At 67.9% G+C, this 20,274-nt stretch carries 16 protein-coding genes; 13 read left to right on the forward strand and 3 right to left on the reverse strand.

The features are described from left to right. Window positions 1-2 precede the first annotated feature (2 nt). Entirely contained in the window at window positions 3-614 is a 612-nt protein-coding gene (locus tag G8760_RS05470; RefSeq protein WP_207782043.1) for a GbsR/MarR family transcriptional regulator, read from the reverse strand. 205 nt (window positions 615-819) lie between these two features. Here G8760_RS05470 and G8760_RS05475 point away from each other — a divergent pair, with 205 nt between their 5' ends. The 4 genes from G8760_RS05475 (at window position 820) to bagB (ending at window position 5,770) form a co-directional block, all read left to right on the forward strand. Continuing rightward, on the forward strand, window positions 820-1,755 hold the full coding sequence (locus G8760_RS05475; RefSeq protein WP_166347601.1) for an ABC transporter ATP-binding protein: 936 nt from the start codon (window positions 820-822) through the stop codon (window positions 1,753-1,755). An 11-nt stretch (window positions 1,756-1,766) separates the two neighbouring features. Next, window positions 1,767-3,425, forward strand: a complete 1,659-nt coding sequence (locus G8760_RS05480) for an ABC transporter permease (RefSeq protein ID WP_166347604.1) — start codon at window positions 1,767-1,769, stop codon at window positions 3,423-3,425. A gap of 222 nt (window positions 3,426-3,647) precedes the next feature. After that, on the forward strand, window positions 3,648-4,628 hold the full coding sequence (gene bagA, locus G8760_RS05485; RefSeq protein ID WP_166347607.1) for an ATPase BagA: 981 nt from the start codon (window positions 3,648-3,650) through the stop codon (window positions 4,626-4,628). After that, a complete protein-coding gene (gene bagB, locus G8760_RS05490) occupies window positions 4,625-5,770 on the forward strand; it encodes an ArsA family ATPase (protein ID WP_166347610.1) in 1,146 nt (381 codons plus the stop codon). Before bagA ends, bagB begins: the two co-directional genes overlap by 4 nt. A 787-nt stretch (window positions 5,771-6,557) precedes the next feature. Here bagB and G8760_RS05495 read toward each other — a convergent pair. Beyond that, the gene (locus tag G8760_RS05495) at window positions 6,558-9,035 is read right to left on the reverse strand and encodes a transglycosylase domain-containing protein (RefSeq protein WP_166347613.1); all 2,478 of its coding nucleotides are present in this window, start codon (window positions 9,033-9,035) and stop codon (window positions 6,558-6,560) included. A gap of 225 nt (window positions 9,036-9,260) precedes the next feature. Here G8760_RS05495 and G8760_RS05500 point away from each other — a divergent pair, with 225 nt between their 5' ends. After that, entirely contained in the window at window positions 9,261-9,554 is a 294-nt protein-coding gene (locus tag G8760_RS05500) for a WhiB family transcriptional regulator (protein WP_166347616.1), read from the forward strand. A gap of 301 nt (window positions 9,555-9,855) precedes the next feature. Here G8760_RS05500 and G8760_RS05505 read toward each other — a convergent pair whose 3' ends face one another. Further along, window positions 9,856-11,157 (reverse strand): MFS transporter, encoded by a 1,302-nt coding sequence (locus G8760_RS05505; protein WP_166347619.1) that lies wholly within the window; start codon window positions 11,155-11,157, stop codon window positions 9,856-9,858. A 64-nt stretch (window positions 11,158-11,221) separates the two neighbouring features. Between G8760_RS05505 and G8760_RS05510 the strand changes: the two genes are divergently transcribed. Genes G8760_RS05510 through G8760_RS05545 form a run of 8 tightly spaced genes read left to right on the forward strand, consistent with a single transcriptional unit; the run spans window position 11,222 to window position 20,226 of the window. Continuing rightward, a complete protein-coding gene (locus G8760_RS05510) occupies window positions 11,222-11,899 on the forward strand; it encodes a GntR family transcriptional regulator (RefSeq protein WP_166347622.1) in 678 nt (225 codons plus the stop codon). Next, window positions 11,896-14,157, forward strand: coding sequence for a xanthine dehydrogenase family protein molybdopterin-binding subunit (locus G8760_RS05515; protein ID WP_166347625.1), 2,262 nt, complete (start codon window positions 11,896-11,898; stop codon window positions 14,155-14,157). The genes G8760_RS05510 and G8760_RS05515 overlap by 4 nt, the downstream gene beginning before the upstream one ends. Continuing rightward, window positions 14,154-14,609: a (2Fe-2S)-binding protein gene (locus G8760_RS05520; protein WP_166347628.1), complete on the forward strand. Its 456-nt coding sequence runs from the start codon at window positions 14,154-14,156 to the stop codon at window positions 14,607-14,609. Before G8760_RS05515 ends, G8760_RS05520 begins: the two co-directional genes overlap by 4 nt. Further along, complete coding sequence (locus G8760_RS05525; RefSeq protein ID WP_166347631.1) at window positions 14,606-15,454, forward strand: FAD binding domain-containing protein; 849 nt, start codon at window positions 14,606-14,608, stop codon at window positions 15,452-15,454. The genes G8760_RS05520 and G8760_RS05525 overlap by 4 nt, the downstream gene beginning before the upstream one ends. 20 nt (window positions 15,455-15,474) lie before the next feature. Next, complete coding sequence (locus G8760_RS05530; protein ID WP_166347636.1) at window positions 15,475-16,404, forward strand: LLM class flavin-dependent oxidoreductase; 930 nt, start codon at window positions 15,475-15,477, stop codon at window positions 16,402-16,404. Further along, window positions 16,401-17,519 (forward strand): NAD/NADP octopine/nopaline dehydrogenase family protein, encoded by a 1,119-nt coding sequence (locus G8760_RS05535; RefSeq protein ID WP_166347639.1) that lies wholly within the window; start codon window positions 16,401-16,403, stop codon window positions 17,517-17,519. Before G8760_RS05530 ends, G8760_RS05535 begins: the two co-directional genes overlap by 4 nt. Then, window positions 17,513-18,877 carry an amidohydrolase family protein gene (locus tag G8760_RS05540; protein ID WP_166347642.1) on the forward strand — a complete coding sequence of 455 codons (1,365 nt, stop codon included), beginning with the start codon at window positions 17,513-17,515 and terminating at the stop codon, window positions 18,875-18,877. Before G8760_RS05535 ends, G8760_RS05540 begins: the two co-directional genes overlap by 7 nt. 17 nt (window positions 18,878-18,894) lie before the next feature. Further along, window positions 18,895-20,226, forward strand: coding sequence for an ABC transporter substrate-binding protein (locus tag G8760_RS05545; protein ID WP_166347645.1), 1,332 nt, complete (start codon window positions 18,895-18,897; stop codon window positions 20,224-20,226). Window positions 20,227-20,274 lie beyond the last annotated feature (48 nt).

The raw sequence follows: 20,274 nt of genomic DNA on the forward strand, positions 1-20,274 counted from the left end.
GCCTACTGGGATGAAGCCGACGGATCGGGGGTCGGGGTCGCGTGGCCGAGTGAGCCCTGGCTCGGGGTGTCTTGTTGTGCGGGGGCGTCATCGGCCCATTGGAGGCGGTACTTCTGCCATTCCTGCATGGCGGTCCAGGTGTGTTCTTCGATGAAGCGGTAGAACTCGATGGTCTCGCGGATGCGGCGGCCGCCAGGCCGGTCTTCGCCGATGGTGGCCAGGCCGTCGGACAGGACGGCGAGTGTGCGGGTGATGAAGGGACGGCGTTGCGCCATGATGGCGCTCCAGATGTCGTCGTCGTAGACGCGGTAGTGGTCTACTCGCGCACCTGGGGCGCGTTCCTTGGCTAGCAAGCCAGCTTGGACGAGCTGGCGCACCGCGCCGGAGATCGCCGCTGGACTGACCCGTAGGCCTTCGGCGAACTCGCGGGCGGTGTAGCTCTCGGCATCGTCGGCCAAGACGAAAGCGAACACCCGGGCGGACATCCGTGGCAGGCCGGCTTCGTTCAGCAGCATGGCGAGCTGCTCGACGAACCTGAGCACTGCTTCCTGGTGCGTCTCACCCCGGTCAGCGGCGGGAAACCCATCCCCGGTGACGTCAGGTGTCGCTGGCAAAACCGAACCCCCAATGACGACGCTGTGGCTCACGAAACCGGTGGCCGCGGTGGTGATATCCGTGGTTCGGTAGAACCCCGGAGGCTCCCGGTGTTGGGGCCGTGGCTTGGTCTTGCCACGTGTCCCGAGTCCATTGTCTCAGGAGTCGAGAATACTTCCATTCACTTCTTTCACAAAACTATGAAATCTGTGTAGTGTGATCGGCATGACACGAGCAATCGACGTGACCGGCGTGGTCAAGACCTTCGGCCAGACACGGGCTTTGAACGGGTTGAACCTCCAGGTGGAGACGGGCGAGGTGCACGGCTTCCTCGGGCCCAACGGGGCCGGGAAGTCGACCACCATCCGGGTGCTCCTCGGCCTGCTGCGCGCCGATTCCGGGGAGGTGTCGCTCCTCGGGGGCGACCCCTGGAACGACGCTGTGGAGCTGCATAGACGGTTGGCCTATGTTCCCGGCGACGTCGAGCTGTGGCCCAACCTCACTGGTGGCGAAGCCATCGATCTGATGGGCCGCCTGCGCGGCGGGCTGGATCAGGCCCGCCGGAAGGAGTTGATCGAGCGGTTCGACCTCGACCCGACCAAAAAGGGCCGCACCTACTCCAAAGGCAACCGGCAGAAGGTCGCGATCATCTCGGCCTTGGCGTCGGACGTGGAGCTGCTGATCCTGGACGAGCCGACCGCCGGGCTAGACCCGTTGATGGAGACGGTGTTCCAAGACTTCATCCTGCAGGCCAAGGCCGAGGGGAAGACGGTGCTGCTGTCCAGCCACATCCTGGCCCAGGTTGAGAAGTTGTGCGACAAGATCAGCATCATCCGGCTCGGTGAGGTCGTCCAGTCCGGCACGTTGACCGAGATGCGACACCTCACCCGGACCACCGTCGAGGCCACCACGACGCAGCCGGCCAACAGTCTCGCTGAGCTGCCCGGGATCCACGACTTCGAGCACGACGACGGCCGGGTCCGGTTCGCCGTGGACGGCGACCAGCTCGATGGCGCGCTGCGCGGGCTCACTCAGCTCGGCGTCCGGAGCCTGATCAGCCACCCGCCGACGCTGGAGGAGCTGATGCTGCGTCACTACGGTGACGAGCTCGAAGCATCCAACGGTGGGCGCCATGCCGCGTCCGGCGCCGAACAGAACTGAGAGGACACCCGATGACCACAACAACGGCTCCCCCGGCAGCGCCGGAGCAGGCCGTTCGGCGCGGGGGGAATTCCTTGACCGGCACGGCCACCATGATTCGGTTCATGTTGCGCCGAGACCGGGTTCGGATTCCGGTCTGGATCCTTGCCCTGACTTTCGCCGCGGTGTCCACCCTGGCCAACTTTGAGCAGACCTACTCCACCGTGGCTGATCGTCAGTCGGCGGTCGATCTGCTTGAGCTGCCGGCGATGGTGGCCATGGTCGGGCCCAACTACGCGGCGGATGAGTACACCTTCGGCGCGATGTTGGGCCACCAGATGTTCATCTTCATGGCGGCCGTCTTTGCGCTGATGAGCGTCTTGCTCTTCGTGCGGCATACGCGGGCAGAGGAGGAGGCCGGACGGTCCGAGCTGATCCGGTCGAGTGTGTTGGGCCGCCACGCCCAGACTGCTGCCGCCCTGCTCGTCGTCGGCGGCACCAACGTGGTAACCGGCTTGCTCACCGCCCTTGCGATTAGTGGGTCCTCGGCCGAGGGGGTGACCACCAGCGGCGCCTTCATCTTCGGCATGGGGTTGGCGCTGGTCGGAGTCACGTTTATGGCGATCGCGGCGGTAACCGTGCAGGTCACCGAGTACAGCCGCGGAGCATCGGGAATGGCGTTGGCCGTGCTAGGAGCGGCGTATGCCGTGCGTGCGGTGGGTGACGTCGGAGACAATGGCCTATCTTGGCTGTCCCCGCTGTATTGGGGTTTCACCACCAGGTCCTTCTCGAGCTCCGAGCGCGCGTGGCCGTTGCTGCTGCTGGTAGCGGTGGCGGCAATCATGATCGTGGTTGCTGTCTACCTCAGCACTCGCCGTGACGTAGGCGCTGGCCTGCGTCCGCCGCGGCTAGGATCTCCGTCGGCACCGGACTCGCTGAGCTCACCGCTAGGGCTGGCGATGCGGCTCCAACGGGCCAATGTCCTCGGTTGGGCCGTCGGACTCGCGCTGTTCGGGCTGATGTACGGCAGCATCCTCGACGGTGCCGACGAAATGTTCGAGCAGATCTCGGCCTTGCAAGACATGGTTGCCGACGTAGAAGGTGCCGGTCTGGTCGAGTCCTGGGTAGCGACGGTCATGAGCTTCCTGGCCATGATCGTGTCGATTCAGGCGATCCTTGCTGTGCACCGGCTTCGGGTAGAGGAGAGCCGTGGACGGGCCGAGCCGGTGCTTGCTACCGCGGTATCCCGGCGGGATTGGATGGCCAGCCATTTGACCGTGGCGTTTGTGGGTAGTGCGATCGTCATGTTGGCGGCCGGAATTGGCTTCGGCGCAACCGGCGCTATCGTGACCGAGGACGGGGCGTTGTTCGCAGACATGCTCCTGGCCGCCACGGCACAGATACCGGCGATCTGGGTCGCGGTCGGGCTCGCCGCCGCCCTGTTTGGTGTGCTACCCCGGTTGGGCAGCGTCGCATGGATCATTCCCATCTACGGCTTGGTCATTGTCTACATGGGCGGTGTGCTGGGGCTGGATCCGGCGACGAAGAACTACTCGCCGTTCGGCCATGTGCCCGAGCTCCCGGCGGCCGACTTCGAGGTCTTGCCGTTGCTCATTCTGCTGGCGGTGGCGGTGGTATTGACGTTGGTTGGCCTGGCAGGCTTCCGGCGACGAGACCTCGAGACGAAGTAGGGCGAGCCACGCGGCGGCCTGAGCGTTTTAAATGGTTCCCCTTCGGGCTGGGCTGAGTAACGACCTCAGCCCAGCCCGGCTGCCGTCTAGCTGGGCCGAGTGTCCACCTCGGCGCCGCCCGGCTGTGGTCCGCGCCGCCGGAGAGCACCCGGCATCTTTCCTGCGCCCACCGCCGTATCGCCCTGATTCAGCAGGCCGGCCACCGCGTAGGCTTGAGCATCTATGAGCGACTGGGAAGGGGTACGCCTGCACGTCGTCACGGGCAAAGGCGGCACCGGGAAGACGACGGTGGCGGCGGCGCTCGCTCTGGCGCTTGCCGGCGACGGCCACAAGATCCTGCTCGTCGAGGTCGAGGAGAGGCAGGGCCTCGCACACCTGTTCGACGTCGGCCCACTCGACTACACCGAGCGGAGGATCGCGTCGGCACCAGGCGGCGGTGAGGTCCACGGGTTGGCCGTCGACGCCCGCGAGGCGATGCACGAGTACCTCGCCATCTTCTATCGTCTGGGCCGAGCCGCCCGCGCGCTCGACAAAGTCGGCTTCGTCGAGTTCGCTACCACCATCGCACCCGGTCTGCGCGACGTCCTGCTGACCGGCAAAACCTACGAGGCGACCCGTCGAAAGGACCCGCAAGGTGAGTTCCAGTACGACGCCGTTGTGCTCGACGCGCCACCCACCGGCCGGGTGACCCGTTTCCTCGACGTCAATACGTCGGTATCGTCGCTGGCCAGAGTTGGGCCGATCCACCGGCAAGCAACCGCTATCACCTCTCTGCTCCACAGCCCTCGCACCGCGGTCCATGTCGTCACCTTGCTCGAAGACATGCCGGTCCAAGAGACCGTGGACACCATCGAAGAACTGCGGCAGGCGCGTATTCCGGTCGGCGCCGTGGTGATCAACCAGGTGCGCCAGCCCCACCTCGACGACGTGCACCAGCAGGCCGCCCGAGCCGGCGAGCTCGACCCGGAGCTGATCAGGGCCGGCCTGAGCGCTGCCGCGTTGCCCGACTCCGCGGCCATCGTCGAGCGGCTCCGCGTCGAGGCGGCCGAACACGCGGAGCGCCTCGACGCGGAGCGCGCTGCCCGAGCCAGCCTCGGCGCACTAGACCGGCCCACCTATAACCTGCCGCGGCTGCCGGAGGGGGTCGACCCCACCGCCGTGTACGAGCTGGCCGAGATGTTGCGAGAACAGGGAGCAGCATGAGCGCAGCCCGGCGCAGTCCCCGTTTCGACGTCGACCACCTCATCGACGATCCGCGGACGCACGTGATCGTCTGTTGTGGCTCGGGCGGCGTCGGGAAGACCACGACCGCCGCCGCCCTGGGGCTGCGGGCAGCCGAACGGGGCCGGCAGGTCGTGGTACTGACCATCGACCCCGCCCGCCGCCTAGCCCAGGCGATGGGCCTGACCGAGCTCGACAACAGCCCACGCGAGGTCCCCGGCATTACCGCCCCCGAGGGTGGACGGCTGGACGCGATGATGCTGGACATGAAACGAACCTTCGACGAGGTGGTCGAGGCGCACACCACCCCCGAGCGGGCTCGGCAGATCCTCGCCAACCCGTTCTACCAGGCACTGTCGTCGTCGTTCGCCGGCACCCAGGAGTACATGGCCATGGAAAAGCTCGGCCAGCTCCGCCGCCGCGGCCAATGGGACCTGATCGTCGTGGATACACCCCCGTCACGGTCCGCACTGGACTTTCTCGACGCACCGGAGCGGCTGGGCTCATTTCTTGACGGTCGGCTGATCCGCCTGCTCGGTGGGCCGGTGCGGGCCGGTGGCCGCGCCTACCGGGCCTTCTTCCAGGCCGGCTTCAACGTCGTCACCGGTGCCATGACGAAGGTCCTCGGTGGCGACCTGTTGAAGGACGTCCAGACCTTCGTGAACGCACTGGACACCATGTTTGGTGGGTTCCGGGAGAGGGCGGAGCAGACGTATGCCCTCCTCCAACGTCCGGAGACAGCATTCGTGGTGGTGGCGGCGCCGGAGCCGGACGCGCTGCGAGAAGCGTCGTACTTCGTCGACCGGCTGTCCGAGGACGGAATGCCCCTTGCCGGGCTGGCTCTCAACCGGATCCACCAGGACGGGCCCGGCGGCATCGGGGAAGAACAGGCGATCGCCGGGGCGGAGCGGCTGGAAGCGACCGGTGGGCACGACCTGACCGCGGCACTGCTGCGGCTCCACGCCGACCGGCTGGCCGCCGCGGCCCGCGACCGCCGGGCTGGCGACCGGTTCGCCGCCGCCCATCCCGACGTTCCGGTCACGCGAGTGCCTGCTCTGGCGGTGGACGTCAGTGATCTCGACGGCTTGAGACAGATCGGCGACCTGCTGTCGACGGGTGGGTAGGCCGGGCCTCACCGGTGGCCATGAGCTGTCCGCACCGCGGCCGGCCTGCCGTCCCCCCTTCGGGGTGGGAGGGCTGCGTCGTCACCCGTTCAAAAGGGGCACCGACGATAGTGATAGCCGCACTGTGGCGAAGCTTGAGCCGGATGAGTGCCAGATCCCAGAGCGATGCCGCGCACTCCGCTACCGCCAGATGGCGTTAACGCCCGAATCCGGCGGTTAACCCCATCTGGCGGTAGCGGAGTCCGGGGCACGCCGCCCGGTGCTCACCGCACAGACAACATGTCGCCGTCCGGGCCACAGCAAGGAGGCTTACTGCGGCGTCCGCCCCGGGCACAAGGAGGCTTGTTGTCGCTAGGGCGACAACAAGGAGGCTTACTGCACACAACGGCGCCATATGGAAGCTTGTTGCGCCCAGCCGAGGGGTGGGGGTCGCCAGAACGGGGCCGACACCGACGCCGAGACCGATGCCCGCCGCCGGGCGCGGTGGGCGCGGTGGGCGCGCGGGCGATCAGATGCACGTCTCGTTACCGCACACGTTTGCGACGCATCTGATCGTCAACGCCGAGACCGATGCCCGCGGTGGGCGCGGTGGGCGCGCGGGCGATCAGATGCACGCCTCGGTACCGCACACGTTTGCGACGCATCTGATCGCTGAGGTGTTCGCGTCGTGGGATGCGATCAGATGTATGCCGCCGCTCGTCGCCCTGCGATGTCACCGACGTTTGTGCGCCTGATCGTCGCCATAGAAACGATCAGGCGCACAAACGGAGATCAGGTGCACAACGGGTTAGTCGCGCCAGCCGCCGTTCTCGTCGTCGTCGGCGCCGCCTTGCTCGTTGCCGTTCCCGTTGTCGTCGTCGCCGTCGCGCTGGGGCGGTCGCTCAGGCTCGCGCTCCCTGGGGATACGCCAGCCGTCATCGTCGTCGTCATCGTCGTCATCATCATCATCGTCACCGTCGTCACGGCCTGGTGGGACGCCGTTGCTGACGAATAGTCGGATGGTGATACCGGATGGTGCTTGTGAGCCTGCGCCAGGGTCGGTGCGAACTACCCGACCCTCGGGTAAGTCTGAGTTGATCCGACTCGACACGGACGCGTTAAAACCCGATTCCTCCAGTGTCTCGGTGGCCTGACCGGTACTCATGCCCCGAACGTCTGGCACGGTGGTGCTGATGCCTTGGATGACGGATCCGTCGGGTTTGGTGAAGGTTTCGTTGGGCAGGCCGTCGAGCGACGTGTCCATCATCTCCTTCCAGATCGGCCCGGGGATACAACCACCGCAGGCGTCGGCGATGCGCTGCCCGTTGAAGCTCATGCCGTTCAGGGTGCGTAGCCGTCCGGTGTCTGGGTCTCCGTCGACGTCGCCGACGGCTACCGCTGTCGACAGCTGCGGAACGTAGCCGACCCACCACACCGCGATCGAACCGTTGGTGGTGCCGGTTTTGCCTGCCGAGCGACGCCCGCCTTCCAGCTGCATCCGGCGGCCAGTTCCGCCGGAGTTGTGGACAACCCCTTCGAGCACCATGTTGACGGTGTCGGCTACCGGCCGTTCGAGGGCGCGCTCGCAGTTGGGTTCGGTGTTGTCCACGATCACGTCGCCGTTGCGGTCCTTGACCCGGAGGATGGACGTGGACTCGCAGTGCACGCCTCGGTTGGCGAACGTTGCATACGCCTCGGCCATACCCAGCGGTGAGACCTCGTTGCTGCCCAGCACGGTCGCTGGAAATGCTTGATACGGCTGGCCGTCAGCACGGTTAGCGCCGATGCTCTCCGCCAGGGTGATGCCGTCACACAGGCCGGTCTCCTGGACGAGCTGCGCGTAGTAGGTGTTGACCGACGTTTCGGTGGCGGTGACGAGGTTGAACCGGCCGTTGCCGGTGGAGTTGCGGGGGCTCCAGGTATCGCTGGCTCGGATCGGTCCGTCGCAGTTGGAGAAGCTGTTGATCGGCAGGCTCAGCTGACCAGGCGAGTCGTACGCCGTGTTCAGGCTGACGCCCTGGTTGATCGCCGCGGCCAGGAAGAACGTCTTGGCAGACGATCCGGGCTGCAACCCGACGCTGCCGCCCATGTCACGGTCTACGGCGAAGTTGACCGCGCTGACACCCTCGCCGGAGACGCCGTAGGTACGGGAGTTCGACAACGCTTTGATGTGCCCGGTACCCGGCTCCACCGAGGCGAGCGCCGCGACGGCTTCATCGGTCGGAGCGACCGCCTTGGACACCGCTTTGTCCGCCGTCCGCTGAACATCGCGGTCGAGGGTGGTCTCGACGGTGAGCCCGCCGTTGTCGAGCATGTACCGGCGGTCGTCGCGCGTTTCGCCCAGCTCTTCCATGGTGAGCAGCTCGTTGACCACGTAGTCGCAGAAGTACCCGGCCCAGGCCGAGACACAGCCGTCGGAGATCGACGTGGGGTCGAGTTCGAGTTCGGTCTGGCGGGCCTCGGCGGCTTCGGCCTCGGTGATCCGCCCGGTCTCCGCCATCCGGCCCAATACGACGTTGCGGCGGCCCAGGGCGGCTTCCGGGTTGCGGTTGGGGTCGTACTGGTTGGGGCTCTGGACGAGCCCGGCGAGGGTCGCGGCCTGCTCGAGGGTGAGATCCTCGGCCGAGGTGGAGAAGTAGGTGCGCGCAGCGGCCTGGACGCCGTAGGCGCGGGAGCCGAAGTAGGCGATGTTGAGGTAACGCTCGAGGATCTCCTCTTTGGTCATCTCCTGCTCGACACCGATGGCCATCCGCAGCTCCTCGAGCTTGCGTTTGTAGCCTTCGACACCCTGGCTGGCGAGGACCTCGATCCGTTCTTCGTCGCTGGTGGCCTGTGACAGCCGGACCTGCTTGACGTACTGCTGGGTCAGCGTGGACCCACCACCCTGAGTTGACCCGGCTTCGACGTTGCGGATCAGAGCACGCATAGTGCCCTGGAAGTCGATGGGGCCACGCTCGAAGAAGCGATCGTCTTCGACGGCGAGGATGGCATCGAGCATGACGTCGGCGATGTCGTCGAGGTCGACGTAGCGGCGGTTCTCCTCGAAGAACGTAGCGAGGGTCCGGCCGTCGGCATCTCGGATGCGTGACGTCTCGGAGAGTTCGCCGGGCTCGAAGTCAAGCTCCATGTTGCGGAACCAGTCGGCGCTCTCGCGGGCACCGAGGCCGAGCGCACCCATGACGGGCAGGGCTAGGCCAGCGATGAGCACTCCACACAGAGCGCTGACGCCTATGACTAGGAAGAGTCTGCGGATACCAGATGCGATGGCAGAGGGACGGAACGCCATGAAAGCAGACTAGCCGCTCGGTCCGACATCACCAAAGCTTCCACAGCTTCCACGCCCGCGCACGTGCGATACCACATATCGCTAGATCAGAGCAATAGGCCGACCGGACGATTCCAATATGTGCGATCAGGTCTAGCCTGTGACTATGTGTTTTGCATAGTGTCACACCTATCAAGTAAGGGTGAGCGATCTGGCGCAGTGCCAGGTCACGGGGGTGGTTACGAGATGACATTGGTTAAGGATTGGCTCAGTGAGGCAGCTTGCCAAACCGCTGAGCCAGACGCCCTGTTCGTACCGGGGGCAGCCCAGAATCGCGCAAAGGCTGTGTGTTTCGGGTGCCCTGTGCGGACCGAGTGTCTCGCCGACGCGTTGGACAACCGCACGGAGTTCGGCATCTGGGGCGGCATGACGGAACGGGAGCGTCGGGCGCTGCTGCGGCGCCGGCCCAACGTCACGTCATGGCAGGCGCTCCTGGAGGCCGCTCGAGACGATTACGACACCATGCGCGAGGCCGGCTGAGGGTTGCCGCTGGCGCGGGGGCGCGAGTTCGTCCATTGTCGCTCGCGACCTAGAGGTCCCATGCCCAGGTGCCGGGACCTCTGAGTATCCGGGTGTTGGTGTGCGTCTTGGGTCATGTTTGGCGTCGATAGGTTACGAGAGCATGGGCGCGAGCAAGACCACGAACCCGGTCGTCCATCAGCGAGAACGCCTAGTCGCGGATCGTGGCGGCCTTCGATGCCACAGGGGTTGCGCCCGAGTCCGACGGGACTGCTCACCGATGGCCGAAACCGGGTAGTACGGCAGGCCGTGCCTGGCTCGATCACCCGCGCGGCGGCTCCACCTCTGTTCTCCGCGTAGCCACCCCCGTGGTCCGCGTGGCCTTGGCCAGCAACCGGCACCCGCACCAGATGGTGGCGGCGGCCAGCCCAGTGGCCACGGCGGCCAGGAGCCAAGCTGCCGAGAAAGACACCGACTGTGCCACCGAGCCGAAGACGATGGGCCCGAGTGCGTTCCCGGCGGTGAGTCCGGACAGGCCCACTCCAGCCACCGCGCCTGGCCGTCCGGGCGCGGATCGAACCAGAGTGAGGAAGAACAGGGCGGTCCAACCCCAGCCGCCCGCAAGTGCGCCCACGGTCCCGAGTCCGAAGAGCAGGGCCGTCCCGGTGGCACCCAGCAACATGGTGACCGAACCGATGGCGAGCATCCATGGCATCAGCCGCCCCGCCGCACCGGGACGGCGGTCGGCCAGGGCGCCAGAGCCGATCCGTACCACCACGCCGGCGATGCTGGCAACGCCCAGCAGGATGCCCCCGTGGGCTTGTGACATGCCGATGGCAACCGCGCTATCGGTCAGGAACACGCTGATGCCGGTGGCGGCCATCGAGGCGAGTGCGGCGCCCACGGCCAGCAGGAGAACTGTGGGCGACGAGGCGCGGAGACCGGCCGGCTGTGCCGTGGAACCATCGATGCCCGACTGGCTGGAGGGTGAGTCGGGCTGCGGCCGCCATGGGCCGGCGCCACCAGCGGCGAGAAGGAGCATGACCGCTACGAACGGAATGACTCCGACGGCGAACGCCCATCTCCATCCGGCGGTCATCGCGATGGCCGGGACGGCGAACCCGGCGGCCATGGTGGCCAGCGGTATCGATGCCTCTTTGATGCCGAAGACGACTCCTTTGCGCCGGTCGGGTACCCAGCTGGCCACCAGCCGATTCAGGCCTGGGTCCACGAACGCGAGCCCTACTCCGGCGCACGCCATCAGTATCGCCAGTTCGAGCCAGTTGCGGACGTAGAGGCCAATTCCGCTGAGGGCGGCGAAGCTCAGCACTGTCCCGACGGTGATCGTGAACCGCGCGCCACGCCGGTCGGCCAACCGGCCGGTCAGGGGTGCGCTGAGGGCGCTGGCGACGAACAGCACTGCCACCATCGCGCCGAGGGCGGTCTCGGATAGTCCAACGTCCAGCCGGACCTGTGCTGCGGTGGCGCCAACCAGGAAGGCGGGCAGCGCGGGGAGGACGAGGCCGATGCCGACGGTGATGATCACCTTGGTCGGCGGGGCGCTGATTTGTACTTCTGGCGTCAACGTCTCAACTCGCTCGTGGGGTCCTGCGGAGAAGGTCACGTCATTGTAAACCAATATATTGGTCTCTATATGCAGAACACATGAATGTGATATGTTGCCGCTCGTGGCAGGAGTGAAGCTTGATCGGCTCAACCGCGTGTCGCTGCGTGACCGCGTGCTCGATGTCCTTCAGGGGCACATCGTGTCGGGCACGCTGGCCCCCGGGCAGCGCCTCCATGACTCCGAGCTCGCCCAGCAGCTCGGTGTCAGTCGCACGCCGGTGCGGGAAGCTCTCCAGCACCTGCAGGCCATTGGTCTGGTCGAGGCTGTTCCCGGAGCGATGACCAGGGTGACCAAGATGGATGCCGGTGATGCCGCCGCCGTCTTTCCGGTGGTCGCGCACCTCCACGCCCTCGCGGCGCGGCTGGCCGTCGAAGCACTGGAGCCTGCCCACATCGATCGGCTACGCCGATGCAACGACGAACTCCTCGAGGCGGCGAGCGCCGGCGACAAAGACGCGATGATCGCGGCAGACACCGAGTTCCACGACGTGTTCATCGAGCTGGCCGGTAATCCGGTGCTCACCGATCTGCTGGACCGGCTCACCCCCCGGGTACGTCGGTACGAGTACGCCCTGTTCGACGATGCCGCCGGGCACGCCTCCGCCCATGACCACGACCAGATCGTCGAGGCAGCGCAGGCACGCGACGTCGCCGCGCTATGTGGCTTGGTGGAACGTAACTGGCTCAGCTTCGGCGACGTGGTGGTGCGTCAGTTGCAAGGCGAGAGAGCACCGTCATGACCACTCCCGACACCACCCACGCCGCCCGCACCTCCACCCCGGCGGTGCCGATGGTGGGCAGGTCGGTGCCGGCCGACGACGCCGGGGCGATCGTCTCCGGCGCTCTCTCGTACGTCACCGACCGCCGAGCCAGCGGCATGGTGTGGGCGGCCGTACACCGGTCGGTACACCCACACGCCCACCTCAGGTCGGTGGACACCTCGCGTGCCGTCGCCGAATCGGGCGTGATCGCCGTGCTCACGGGGGTTGACGTGCCCAACAATCACCTAGGGTCGGACCCGGCCAACGGCCCCGTGCTCGCCGACCAGGTCGTGCGGCAGGTCGGTGAGGCGATTGCGCTCGTCGCCGCGGTCGACGAGGCCACGGCGCGGCGGGCGGCCGCGCTGATCCAGGTCGAGTACGAACCGCTGCCAGTGGTCTCCGGGCCGGTGACCGCCCCGGACGAGGTGGCGTCGGTGTCGCTGCACCCAGGTGGCAATGTCGCCGGCACCATCGGCTTCCGGTCGGGTGATGTCGACGCCGCACTCGGCACCGCTGAGCTGGTCGTCGAGATGGACACGGTGACGTCGGCGCAGGAACACGTCGCCATCGAGACACCGGGTGGAATGGCCGAATGGGATCTCGGCAAGGTCACCATCTGGTGTGGTTCGCAGAACCCAGGGCTACACCGGCGGCTGGTCGCCCACGCCCTCGGCCTCGACGCCGACGACGTCCGGCTGATCAGCAACCCGGTTGGTGGTGCGTTCGGCTCCCGCAACGACGACCCCGTCCCCGTCTACCTCGCGTTGTTGGCGTGGCATACCCGGCGTCCGGTTCACCTCCATCTCAGCCGGGAGGAGACGACGGTAGCCGGCCCGAAGCGGCACCCGTACCGTACGCGGGTCCGGATCGCCGTCGATGGTGCCGGGATGCTGTCCGCGATCGACAGCCGGGCCATCGCGGACACCGGACCGTATGTCACCTCCGGACGGTATGTACTCAAGACGTCGGCTGAGATGTCGGTGGGACCGTACGCCACACCCAACGCCAGGTTCGACGGCACCGTGGCCTACTCGAACAACGCCAATGCCGGTGCCTTCCGCGGCTTTGGTGTGCCCCAGGTGGCCTTCGGGTTGGAGCTGGCGATGTCGCGAGCGGCCGAGCGGCTCCGACTCGACCCCGCCGAGCTGCGCCGGCGCAACCTGCTGCGAGCAGGCGGGCGGCACAGCCTCTACGGGCACCCGGTGGGCCATGGATTCCGCGCGGTAGAGACGTTGGATGCCGCCGCGGAGCACCCCTTCTGGCGCGAGCGCGAGGCGTGGGCGGCAGGGTCGGTCGGACCATGGCGGCGAGGAACCGGCATCGCTCTGGCGATCAAGGGTGTCGGCATGGGCAGCGGCCGGGGCGACATCGCGCGGGCGCGGCTCATCGTCGCCACTGACGGCCAGATCAACATCTGGGCCGGCCCGAACCACACCGGTCAGGCCATCGAGACCTCCTACCGGCAGGTGGCAGCCGATGTGCTGGGCCTACCCGCCGACCGGATCCGGGTCCACGTTGGGGACACCGAGCTCGTTCCGGAATCGGGTGCCACCGCCGCTTCTCGCAGCATGTATGCCGGTGGGGCGGCGGTGGAGCGGGTCTGCGCCCAGTTGCGGGCCGCACTCGACGAAGCTGGCGCCGGCCGTCCGCTGCAGGAGGTCGCGGCCGAGCTCGTGGCCGCCGGCCGGGCCGAGTACGAGGCGGAGTTCCCACTCCCCGACGTCGCCGACCCCGGGCGGATCCCGCCGGAAGCGCTGGCCGAGTACGCGCCGCATGCCGTCTACGGCTGCTCAGCCCAGGTGGTCCGGCTCGAAGTGAACCGGCTCACCGGTGAGGTCCGCCTGCATGGTGTTGTGTGTGCGGTCGACGCCGGGGTCGCCATCAACCCCGGCGCCACCATCGGCCAAGCCGAAGGTGGGGTGGCGCAAGGTATCGGCTTCGCCTTGTTCGAGGAATATCGCGTCCACGAGGGCCGGCCGGTGACCACCGGCCTGGAGAACTACCTCGTTCCCACCGCGGTCGACACACCTCCCATCGAGACGATCCTCGTCCCCGGATACGAAGGCACCGGACCGTTCGGAGCGAAAGGTATGTCGGAGGTGGTCGTTGTGCCGACGGCCCCGGCCATCGCCGCGGCCATCGGCGCCGCCACCGGTGTGTGGCCACAGCATCTTCCGGTCACACCGGAACGCCTGTGGACCGCCTTGCGCGCCGCCGACGGGGTGGTCGCCGCATGAACGTCAACGGAACCGCGGTGACCGGGTATGACGCCGGGGCCCGCCTGCTCGACGTCATCCGGGAACACCTGGGCCTGCGCGGCACCAAAGAAGGCTGCGGCGTGGGTGAATGCGGCAGCTGCACCGTCCTGCTGGATGGCGAGCCGGTCTGCTCGTGTCTGGTGCTCGCCGGTCAGGCCGAGGGCCGCGAGGTGACGACGGTCGAAGGGCTGGCGTCCTGCCCGGCCGGTGCGCGGTTGCGGGAGCAGCTCGTCGATCACCAGGCCTTGCAGTGTGGTTACTGCATTCCCGGGGTGATGGTGTCGGCCACCGCACACCTGAGCCGGACCGAGGAGGTCACCGAGGAGAGCGTGCGGACCGCCATCTCCGGGAACCTGTGTCGCTGCACCGGCTACACCAAGCTGGTGTCGGCGGTGCTCACTGCCGCGAGCGATACCGGAGCTCACTCATGAGCGGGCGTATCCTCCTGTCGGCCGCCACTGAGTCCGCCGCCGACCGCCTCTGTGCCACCGCCCGGCCGGTGGCCGGCGGCACCGATCTGCTGGTGCACGGGCTCGATGCCGCCCCGGTGAACCTCGTCGACCTCTCCCGGCTGGCTGGCCGCCGTCGGCCGGTGAGTCGGTTGCCCAATGGCTCGATCCGGGTGTCGGCCACCGCGCCGCTGAGCGTGATCACCAGCGCCGACGTGCCGGTTCCCGCGGCGCTGGCCGACGCCATCGCCGAGTTCGCATCACCACAGATCCGCAACCGCGCCACCATCGGCGGCAACATCGCCAATGGCTCTCCAGCGGCCGACCTGGTGCCGCCGCTGGTGGTATGCGACGCGATCGTGGGTGTCCGCGGCAGCGGCGGCCGGCGTGACGTGCCGATCGGTGACCTCCTCGTCGGCCCCGGGCGAACCACGCTCGCCCCAGGGGAGTGGATCGAGTACGTAGACCTCGCCCCGGTTCACCACTCCGGGTTCCGCAAGCTCGGCTACCGCCGGGCGCTCGCCATCGCCGTGGTGAGCCTCGCGTGGTCGTGGACCCGACCGGGCAGCGGTCCGGAGCTGGCCGACGTACGGCTCGCGGCCGGCGCCGTCGCACCCACGGTGGTGCGTTGCACTCGAGCCGAGGCTGCTCTGCGGTCGCTGCGGCCCGACGATGTCGGCGCCGCGGCCCGGGCCATCCAGGACGACATCACCCCGATCGACGACCTCCGCGCCAGCGCCCACTACCGGGCCGGCGCCCTCGCCGGCCTCGTATGCGAGCTGCCGATGGTCGCCGCCCACCGAGGAGGGAAGACCGAACGGCTATGAGATGTGGCATCACCATCCCCTTGAACCAGCCGATCACCAGCGTCGGCGGATTGGCCGCACACGCGGAGAAGCTGGGCTTCGACGAGTTGTGGCTGGCTGATCACTACTACAACCGGGACACGTCCGTCGCCCTGGCCCTGATGGCTCAGCACACCGAGACGGCCACCCTCGGAACCGCGGTGGCCAGCCCCTTCCTGCGCCATCCGACGTTGCTGGCGAGCCTCGCGGCCACCATCACCGAGCTGGCCGGGCAGCGGTTCGTGCTCGGGCTCGGCAGTGGTGGTTATGAGTTCCCGCAGGAGATGGATATCGCCATCAAACGGCCGCTGGCCGCGATCGCCGAGTCCACCCGGGTGGTGCGTGAGCTGTTGGCCGGCCCGGCGGACGTCACCGGGGAGGTGTTCAGCGCCCGTGGTGCGGCCTTGCGGTGGCCGGCCGCTCCGACCCCGGTCTACCTGGCCGCCCGTGGACCGAAGATGCTCGCCCTGGCCGGTGACATCGCCGATGGCGTGATCACCCACGGTATCTCCGACCGGCATATCGCCTACGTCCAGGAGAAGACCGGCGGCGGTGCGCAGGTGTGCCTGATGCTCGACGTCGACGTCGACGACGACCAAGCGGCGGCCTATGCGCGGCTTCGGCCCCGCTGCCTGATGATGGCCGGCGGGTCCTACGCCGACGAGCTGATCGACGTATACGGCCTGCCTCGCGACGAGGTGCGTCAGCTGCGGTCCACGTTGCGGCTGGAGGGCCGCGACCAAGCCGCCGCGCTGGTGACCGACGACATGGCCGCGGCGTTCGGGATCGCCGGCCCGGCCGCGCATGTCCGGGAGGAACTGGACCGGTTGGCGGCCCGTGGCGTCGACTCGGTCATCCTCTCCGTCGGCGGCACCGATCCGGATGGCATCGCCGGTGCCATGACCCGGCTGGCCGAGGCGGTGATCGCATGAACGGCGCGCTGCCCGGAAAGGTGACCGTGCTCGGGTCCGGCGCCGGTGCTCTGGCCTGTTCGTTCGAGCTCGCCCAGCACGGTAGCCGGGTCACCCTCGCCGACCTCCCGGAGTTCGGGACCGCCGTTCAGGCCGTCGCAGGTACCGGACAGGTCACCCTCAAGGCGCCGTGGCATGGCCTGGTCACCGCCCCGGTTGCCGCCACCAGTACCGACCCGGCCAACGCGGTGGCCGGCGCGGACCTCGTGGTGGTCTGTGTTCCCGCGTTCGGCCACGACACGTTCGCCGAGCTGCTAGCGCCGGTTCTGCTGGACGGCCAGCGGGTCCTGTGGGTGGGCGAAGGTGGCGGCAGTCTGGTTCTCGTCGACGCGTTGCGGCGCGCCGGCCGCCGACCCGATGTCCAGATCGGCGAGACGAACAGCCTTCCGTACGGTGCGCGGGTGCGTGGACCAGGTGTCGTCAGCGCCTCACGGAAGGCCGGCGGGACACTGGTGGCATCCCTGGGCGCGGACGGCGACCTGGTGGACATGGCCCAGGCGATCTGGTCTTGGATGTCCCCGGCGGAGAGCGTCTGGGAGACCGTGCTGCTCAACTTCAACGCCATCGACCATGTTCCGCCCATCATCTGCAACTTGGGCACGGTTGAAAGCCGCAACGGCAAGATGCTGCTGTGGGGCGAGGGAGCCTCGCCGGGGGTCGCCCGGATCATCGAGACGCTCGACGCGGAGCTGTTCACCCTGCGGCAGGCCCTCGGGGTGCGCAACACCAAACGTTATGCCGACTACCTCGTCGAGCAGGGGTTCGCCCCACCAGGCACTCCGTCGTTCTACGAATTGTTGCGGGCCAGTTCGTTCGCCGACAGCACCTTCCAGTGTGGACCGGACGCGCTGTCCAGCCGCTACATCACCGAGGACGTCCCCTACGCGCTGGTGCTGTTCTCCTCGATTGGTCGGGAGGTAGGTGTCGCCACCCCCACCGTCGACAGCCTGATCCACCTGACGTCGATCGCGGTCCAACGAGACCTGTTCGCCGAGGGACGCACCCTCGACCAGTTCGGGCTGGCTGGCCGAGGACGGGCGGGCCTCATGACGGCCGTGCGGGAGGGCTGGTGGTAGCCGGCGCCCGGCTCGTCGGCGGCACGGTGCTCGACTCGTCGGCAGGCACCTCGACGGCCGACGTCGTCATGGCGGACGGACGGCTCGCCGCGCCGTCGACGGCTACCGATCTGCCGGTGGTCGATATCTCTGGCCGGCTGGTCCTGCCGGGCCTGGTCAACGTCCACGACCACCTGAGATCCCTGCTTCCGGCCACCCGTGCGGGTGAGTCGCTGACTCTGTCGGCCGTCGTCGACCGGGCGGCCGCGGCCAGCGGGTCGGCGACGGCCGCACACTACAGAACGTTGTCGGCCATGGGCGCCGCCCGGCTGGTGCTTGGTGGTGTCACCTCCGTGATCGACCACATCTACCCGGTACATCGGCCGGGTATGGTCGAGGCGGCCGTGGCCGGGCACGAGTCAGTAGGTGTCCGAGCGTCGATGGCGGTTGGGCTCATGGACGTCGGCCGGCCCGGTGTCGCCCAGGATGCCCACACCACGATCACCCAGGCGGCGCGGCTCATCGACGACATCCTGCCGGCCGAACGGTTGTTCCTTGCCCCGGTGTCACTGCGTCAGTCGACGCCGGCCGCCTACCGCGCCGCCGTCGACGCGGCCGACCGGCTGGGGCCACGGCTGTACACACACATCGCGGAGTCCGAGGCCGAAGTTGAGCGCTGCCTGGCCGAACACGGAATGCGGCCGGTGGAGCTCCTGCACTCCTTCGGGTTTCTGCGGCCGGGCACCATCGTCGTCCACTGTGTCCATCTCGACGAGCGGGACCGGCAGCTGCTGGCCGGCACCGGCACGGCAGTGGCCTATTGTCCGTCGAACCATCTCAGGTTCGCCAAAGGTTTCGCTCCGGTACGTGACCTGCTCGACCGGGGTGTTCCAGTGGGATTGGGCATCGACGGGATGGCCGACGGCTTCGCGGAGATGCGGCAGGCCATCTACGCGCAAGGCTCCGCCACCGGCCATACCGGCGCAATCAGCTCCGAGCAGGCGTTCCGGATGGCGACGAGTGTGCCGGCCAGCATGCTCGGCATCGCCGGACTCACCGGTGATCTGCGGGTGGGAGATCGAGCCGACGTTGTTGTGGTCGCGGTGGATCGCCCCGGGTTGCAGCCCGTCGCCGATCCGCTGTGGACACTCGTGCACCGGACCGGTGGCACGGACGTCACCGATGTTTTCGTCGACGGCCAGCCCGTCGTCCGCGATGGACGGCTGGTCCGCGTCGACCCGTCCGAACTCGTCGAGAAGGCGACGGCGGCGACGACAGCTCTCGCCGCCGCGGCCGGCGTCGAGTTCCCCCCGTACCAGGGCGGATCATCCGCCACCCCCGGCTCCAGCCGTTCCGGGAGCGACCGAGCTTCCCGCTGACACGAGGAGGCACCACCATGACAGGCATGTTCACACCGTCCGGCCATCGCCGGACACCGAGCTTGAACCGGCGCCGATTCCTGGGCCTGGGGGTGGGGGCACTCGCCGGTGCCACCCTCGCCGGCTGCGGTGGCGACGACGGGTCGGGCGACACCACGGATGCCTCCGGCGCCGGCAACGGTGCGGGCAACGGCAGCGGAGGTGGACCCGTCACGGTCTGGGCCAGCACCGCGTGGGGCGAATCGGGTTCGGCGTTCGTGCAAGCGTTGGAAGAGTATCCAGGCGCCGACGTTCGGTTCCAGGGTTTCCCGGCGAACGAGCTGGTCGACAAGGTCACCACGGCGATCAGTGGTGGCGGTGGACCGGACGTCGTCCTGCTCGACGTCAGCCAGGTGACCCAGTTCGGGGCTTCCGGCCTGTTCGCCGACGTGACCGACAGCTTCCAGCCGATCGCCGGTGAGTTCTTCGAGGGTAACGTCCGCTCCGGGCAGTACCAGGGCCGCCAGTACGCGGTGCCCTACGACACCGGCAACGTCGGCCTGTTCTGGAACCAGCGGATGTTCGACGAGGCTGGCATCGACGGCCCGCCGCAGACGTGGGACGAGCTGTTGCAGACGTCTCTCGAGCTCACCCACGACGGACAGTACGGATTCATGATGGGTGCGCTCGGGTACGGTGCGTTCCTCTGGTGGCCGTGGCTGTGGCAGAACGGTGGCGAGATCCTCACCGAAGACCTGACCGCTGCCGCGTTCAACCAGGATCCGGGGCGGGAGGCCTGGCAGTTCTACGCCGACCTCAACCTGGTTCACGGTGTGGTGCCGCCCACGTTCCTCACGGTGACGCAATCGTGGGACGACTACGTACGCCCGTTCGTCACCGAAGAGGTGGCGATGATGACCATCGGCGACTGGGGTATCCGCTCCATCGACGCGGTGAACCCCGACCTCGAGTATGCCGTGGCGCCGCTACCCACGGGTGATCGCGCCGCGACCGTACTCGGTGGCAACGCGCTGGCCGTCTCCGCCGACTCGGCCGATCCCGACGCCGCGTGGGCTTTGATCGAACATCTGGTCAGCGCCGATCAGCAGGTCGTCGTCGAGGAGATGGCCCGCCTGTCCGCCCGGCGGGACGTCGTCGACACCGACTACGTACAAGACGATCCGGTCCGGCTCACCTTCGCCACCCAGGCCGAGATCACCGTCGCCCGCCCGGCGATCCCCAACTGGGGTCAGATCGAGTGGGGGGTCATGGCCGAGACCTGGGACCGCGTCATCCACGAGCAGGCCTCCCCGCTGGAGGCGCTCGACGAGGCCGCTGCCGAGGTCGACGCGATCCTCGGAGACAGCTGATCCGGGCACGCCGACCCTGACCGCACTCCATGACGGGGCACGAGCATG

This window comes from Phytoactinopolyspora limicola (assembly GCF_011320225.1).
GTDB classification, from domain to species: Bacteria; Actinomycetota; Actinomycetes; order Jiangellales; family Jiangellaceae; genus Phytoactinopolyspora; species Phytoactinopolyspora limicola.

Coding starts and splice junctions, on each gene's coding strand:
- G8760_RS05475 (WP_166347601.1), top strand. CDS start 820: ATGACACGAGCAATCGACGTGACCGGCGTGGTCAAGACCTTCGGCCAG.
- G8760_RS05480 (WP_166347604.1), top strand. CDS start 1,767: ATGACCACAACAACGGCTCCCCCGGCAGCGCCGGAGCAGGCCGTTCGG.
- bagA (WP_166347607.1), top strand. CDS start 3,648: ATGAGCGACTGGGAAGGGGTACGCCTGCACGTCGTCACGGGCAAAGGC.
- bagB (WP_166347610.1), top strand. CDS start 4,625: ATGAGCGCAGCCCGGCGCAGTCCCCGTTTCGACGTCGACCACCTCATC.
- G8760_RS05495 (WP_166347613.1), bottom strand. CDS start 9,035: ATGGCGTTCCGTCCCTCTGCCATCGCATCTGGTATCCGCAGACTCTTC.
- G8760_RS05500 (WP_166347616.1), top strand. CDS start 9,261: ATGACATTGGTTAAGGATTGGCTCAGTGAGGCAGCTTGCCAAACCGCT.
- G8760_RS05515 (WP_166347625.1), top strand. CDS start 11,896: ATGACCACTCCCGACACCACCCACGCCGCCCGCACCTCCACCCCGGCG.
- G8760_RS05520 (WP_166347628.1), top strand. CDS start 14,154: ATGAACGTCAACGGAACCGCGGTGACCGGGTATGACGCCGGGGCCCGC.
- G8760_RS05525 (WP_166347631.1), top strand. CDS start 14,606: ATGAGCGGGCGTATCCTCCTGTCGGCCGCCACTGAGTCCGCCGCCGAC.
- G8760_RS05535 (WP_166347639.1), top strand. CDS start 16,401: ATGAACGGCGCGCTGCCCGGAAAGGTGACCGTGCTCGGGTCCGGCGCC.
- G8760_RS05545 (WP_166347645.1), top strand. CDS start 18,895: ATGACAGGCATGTTCACACCGTCCGGCCATCGCCGGACACCGAGCTTG.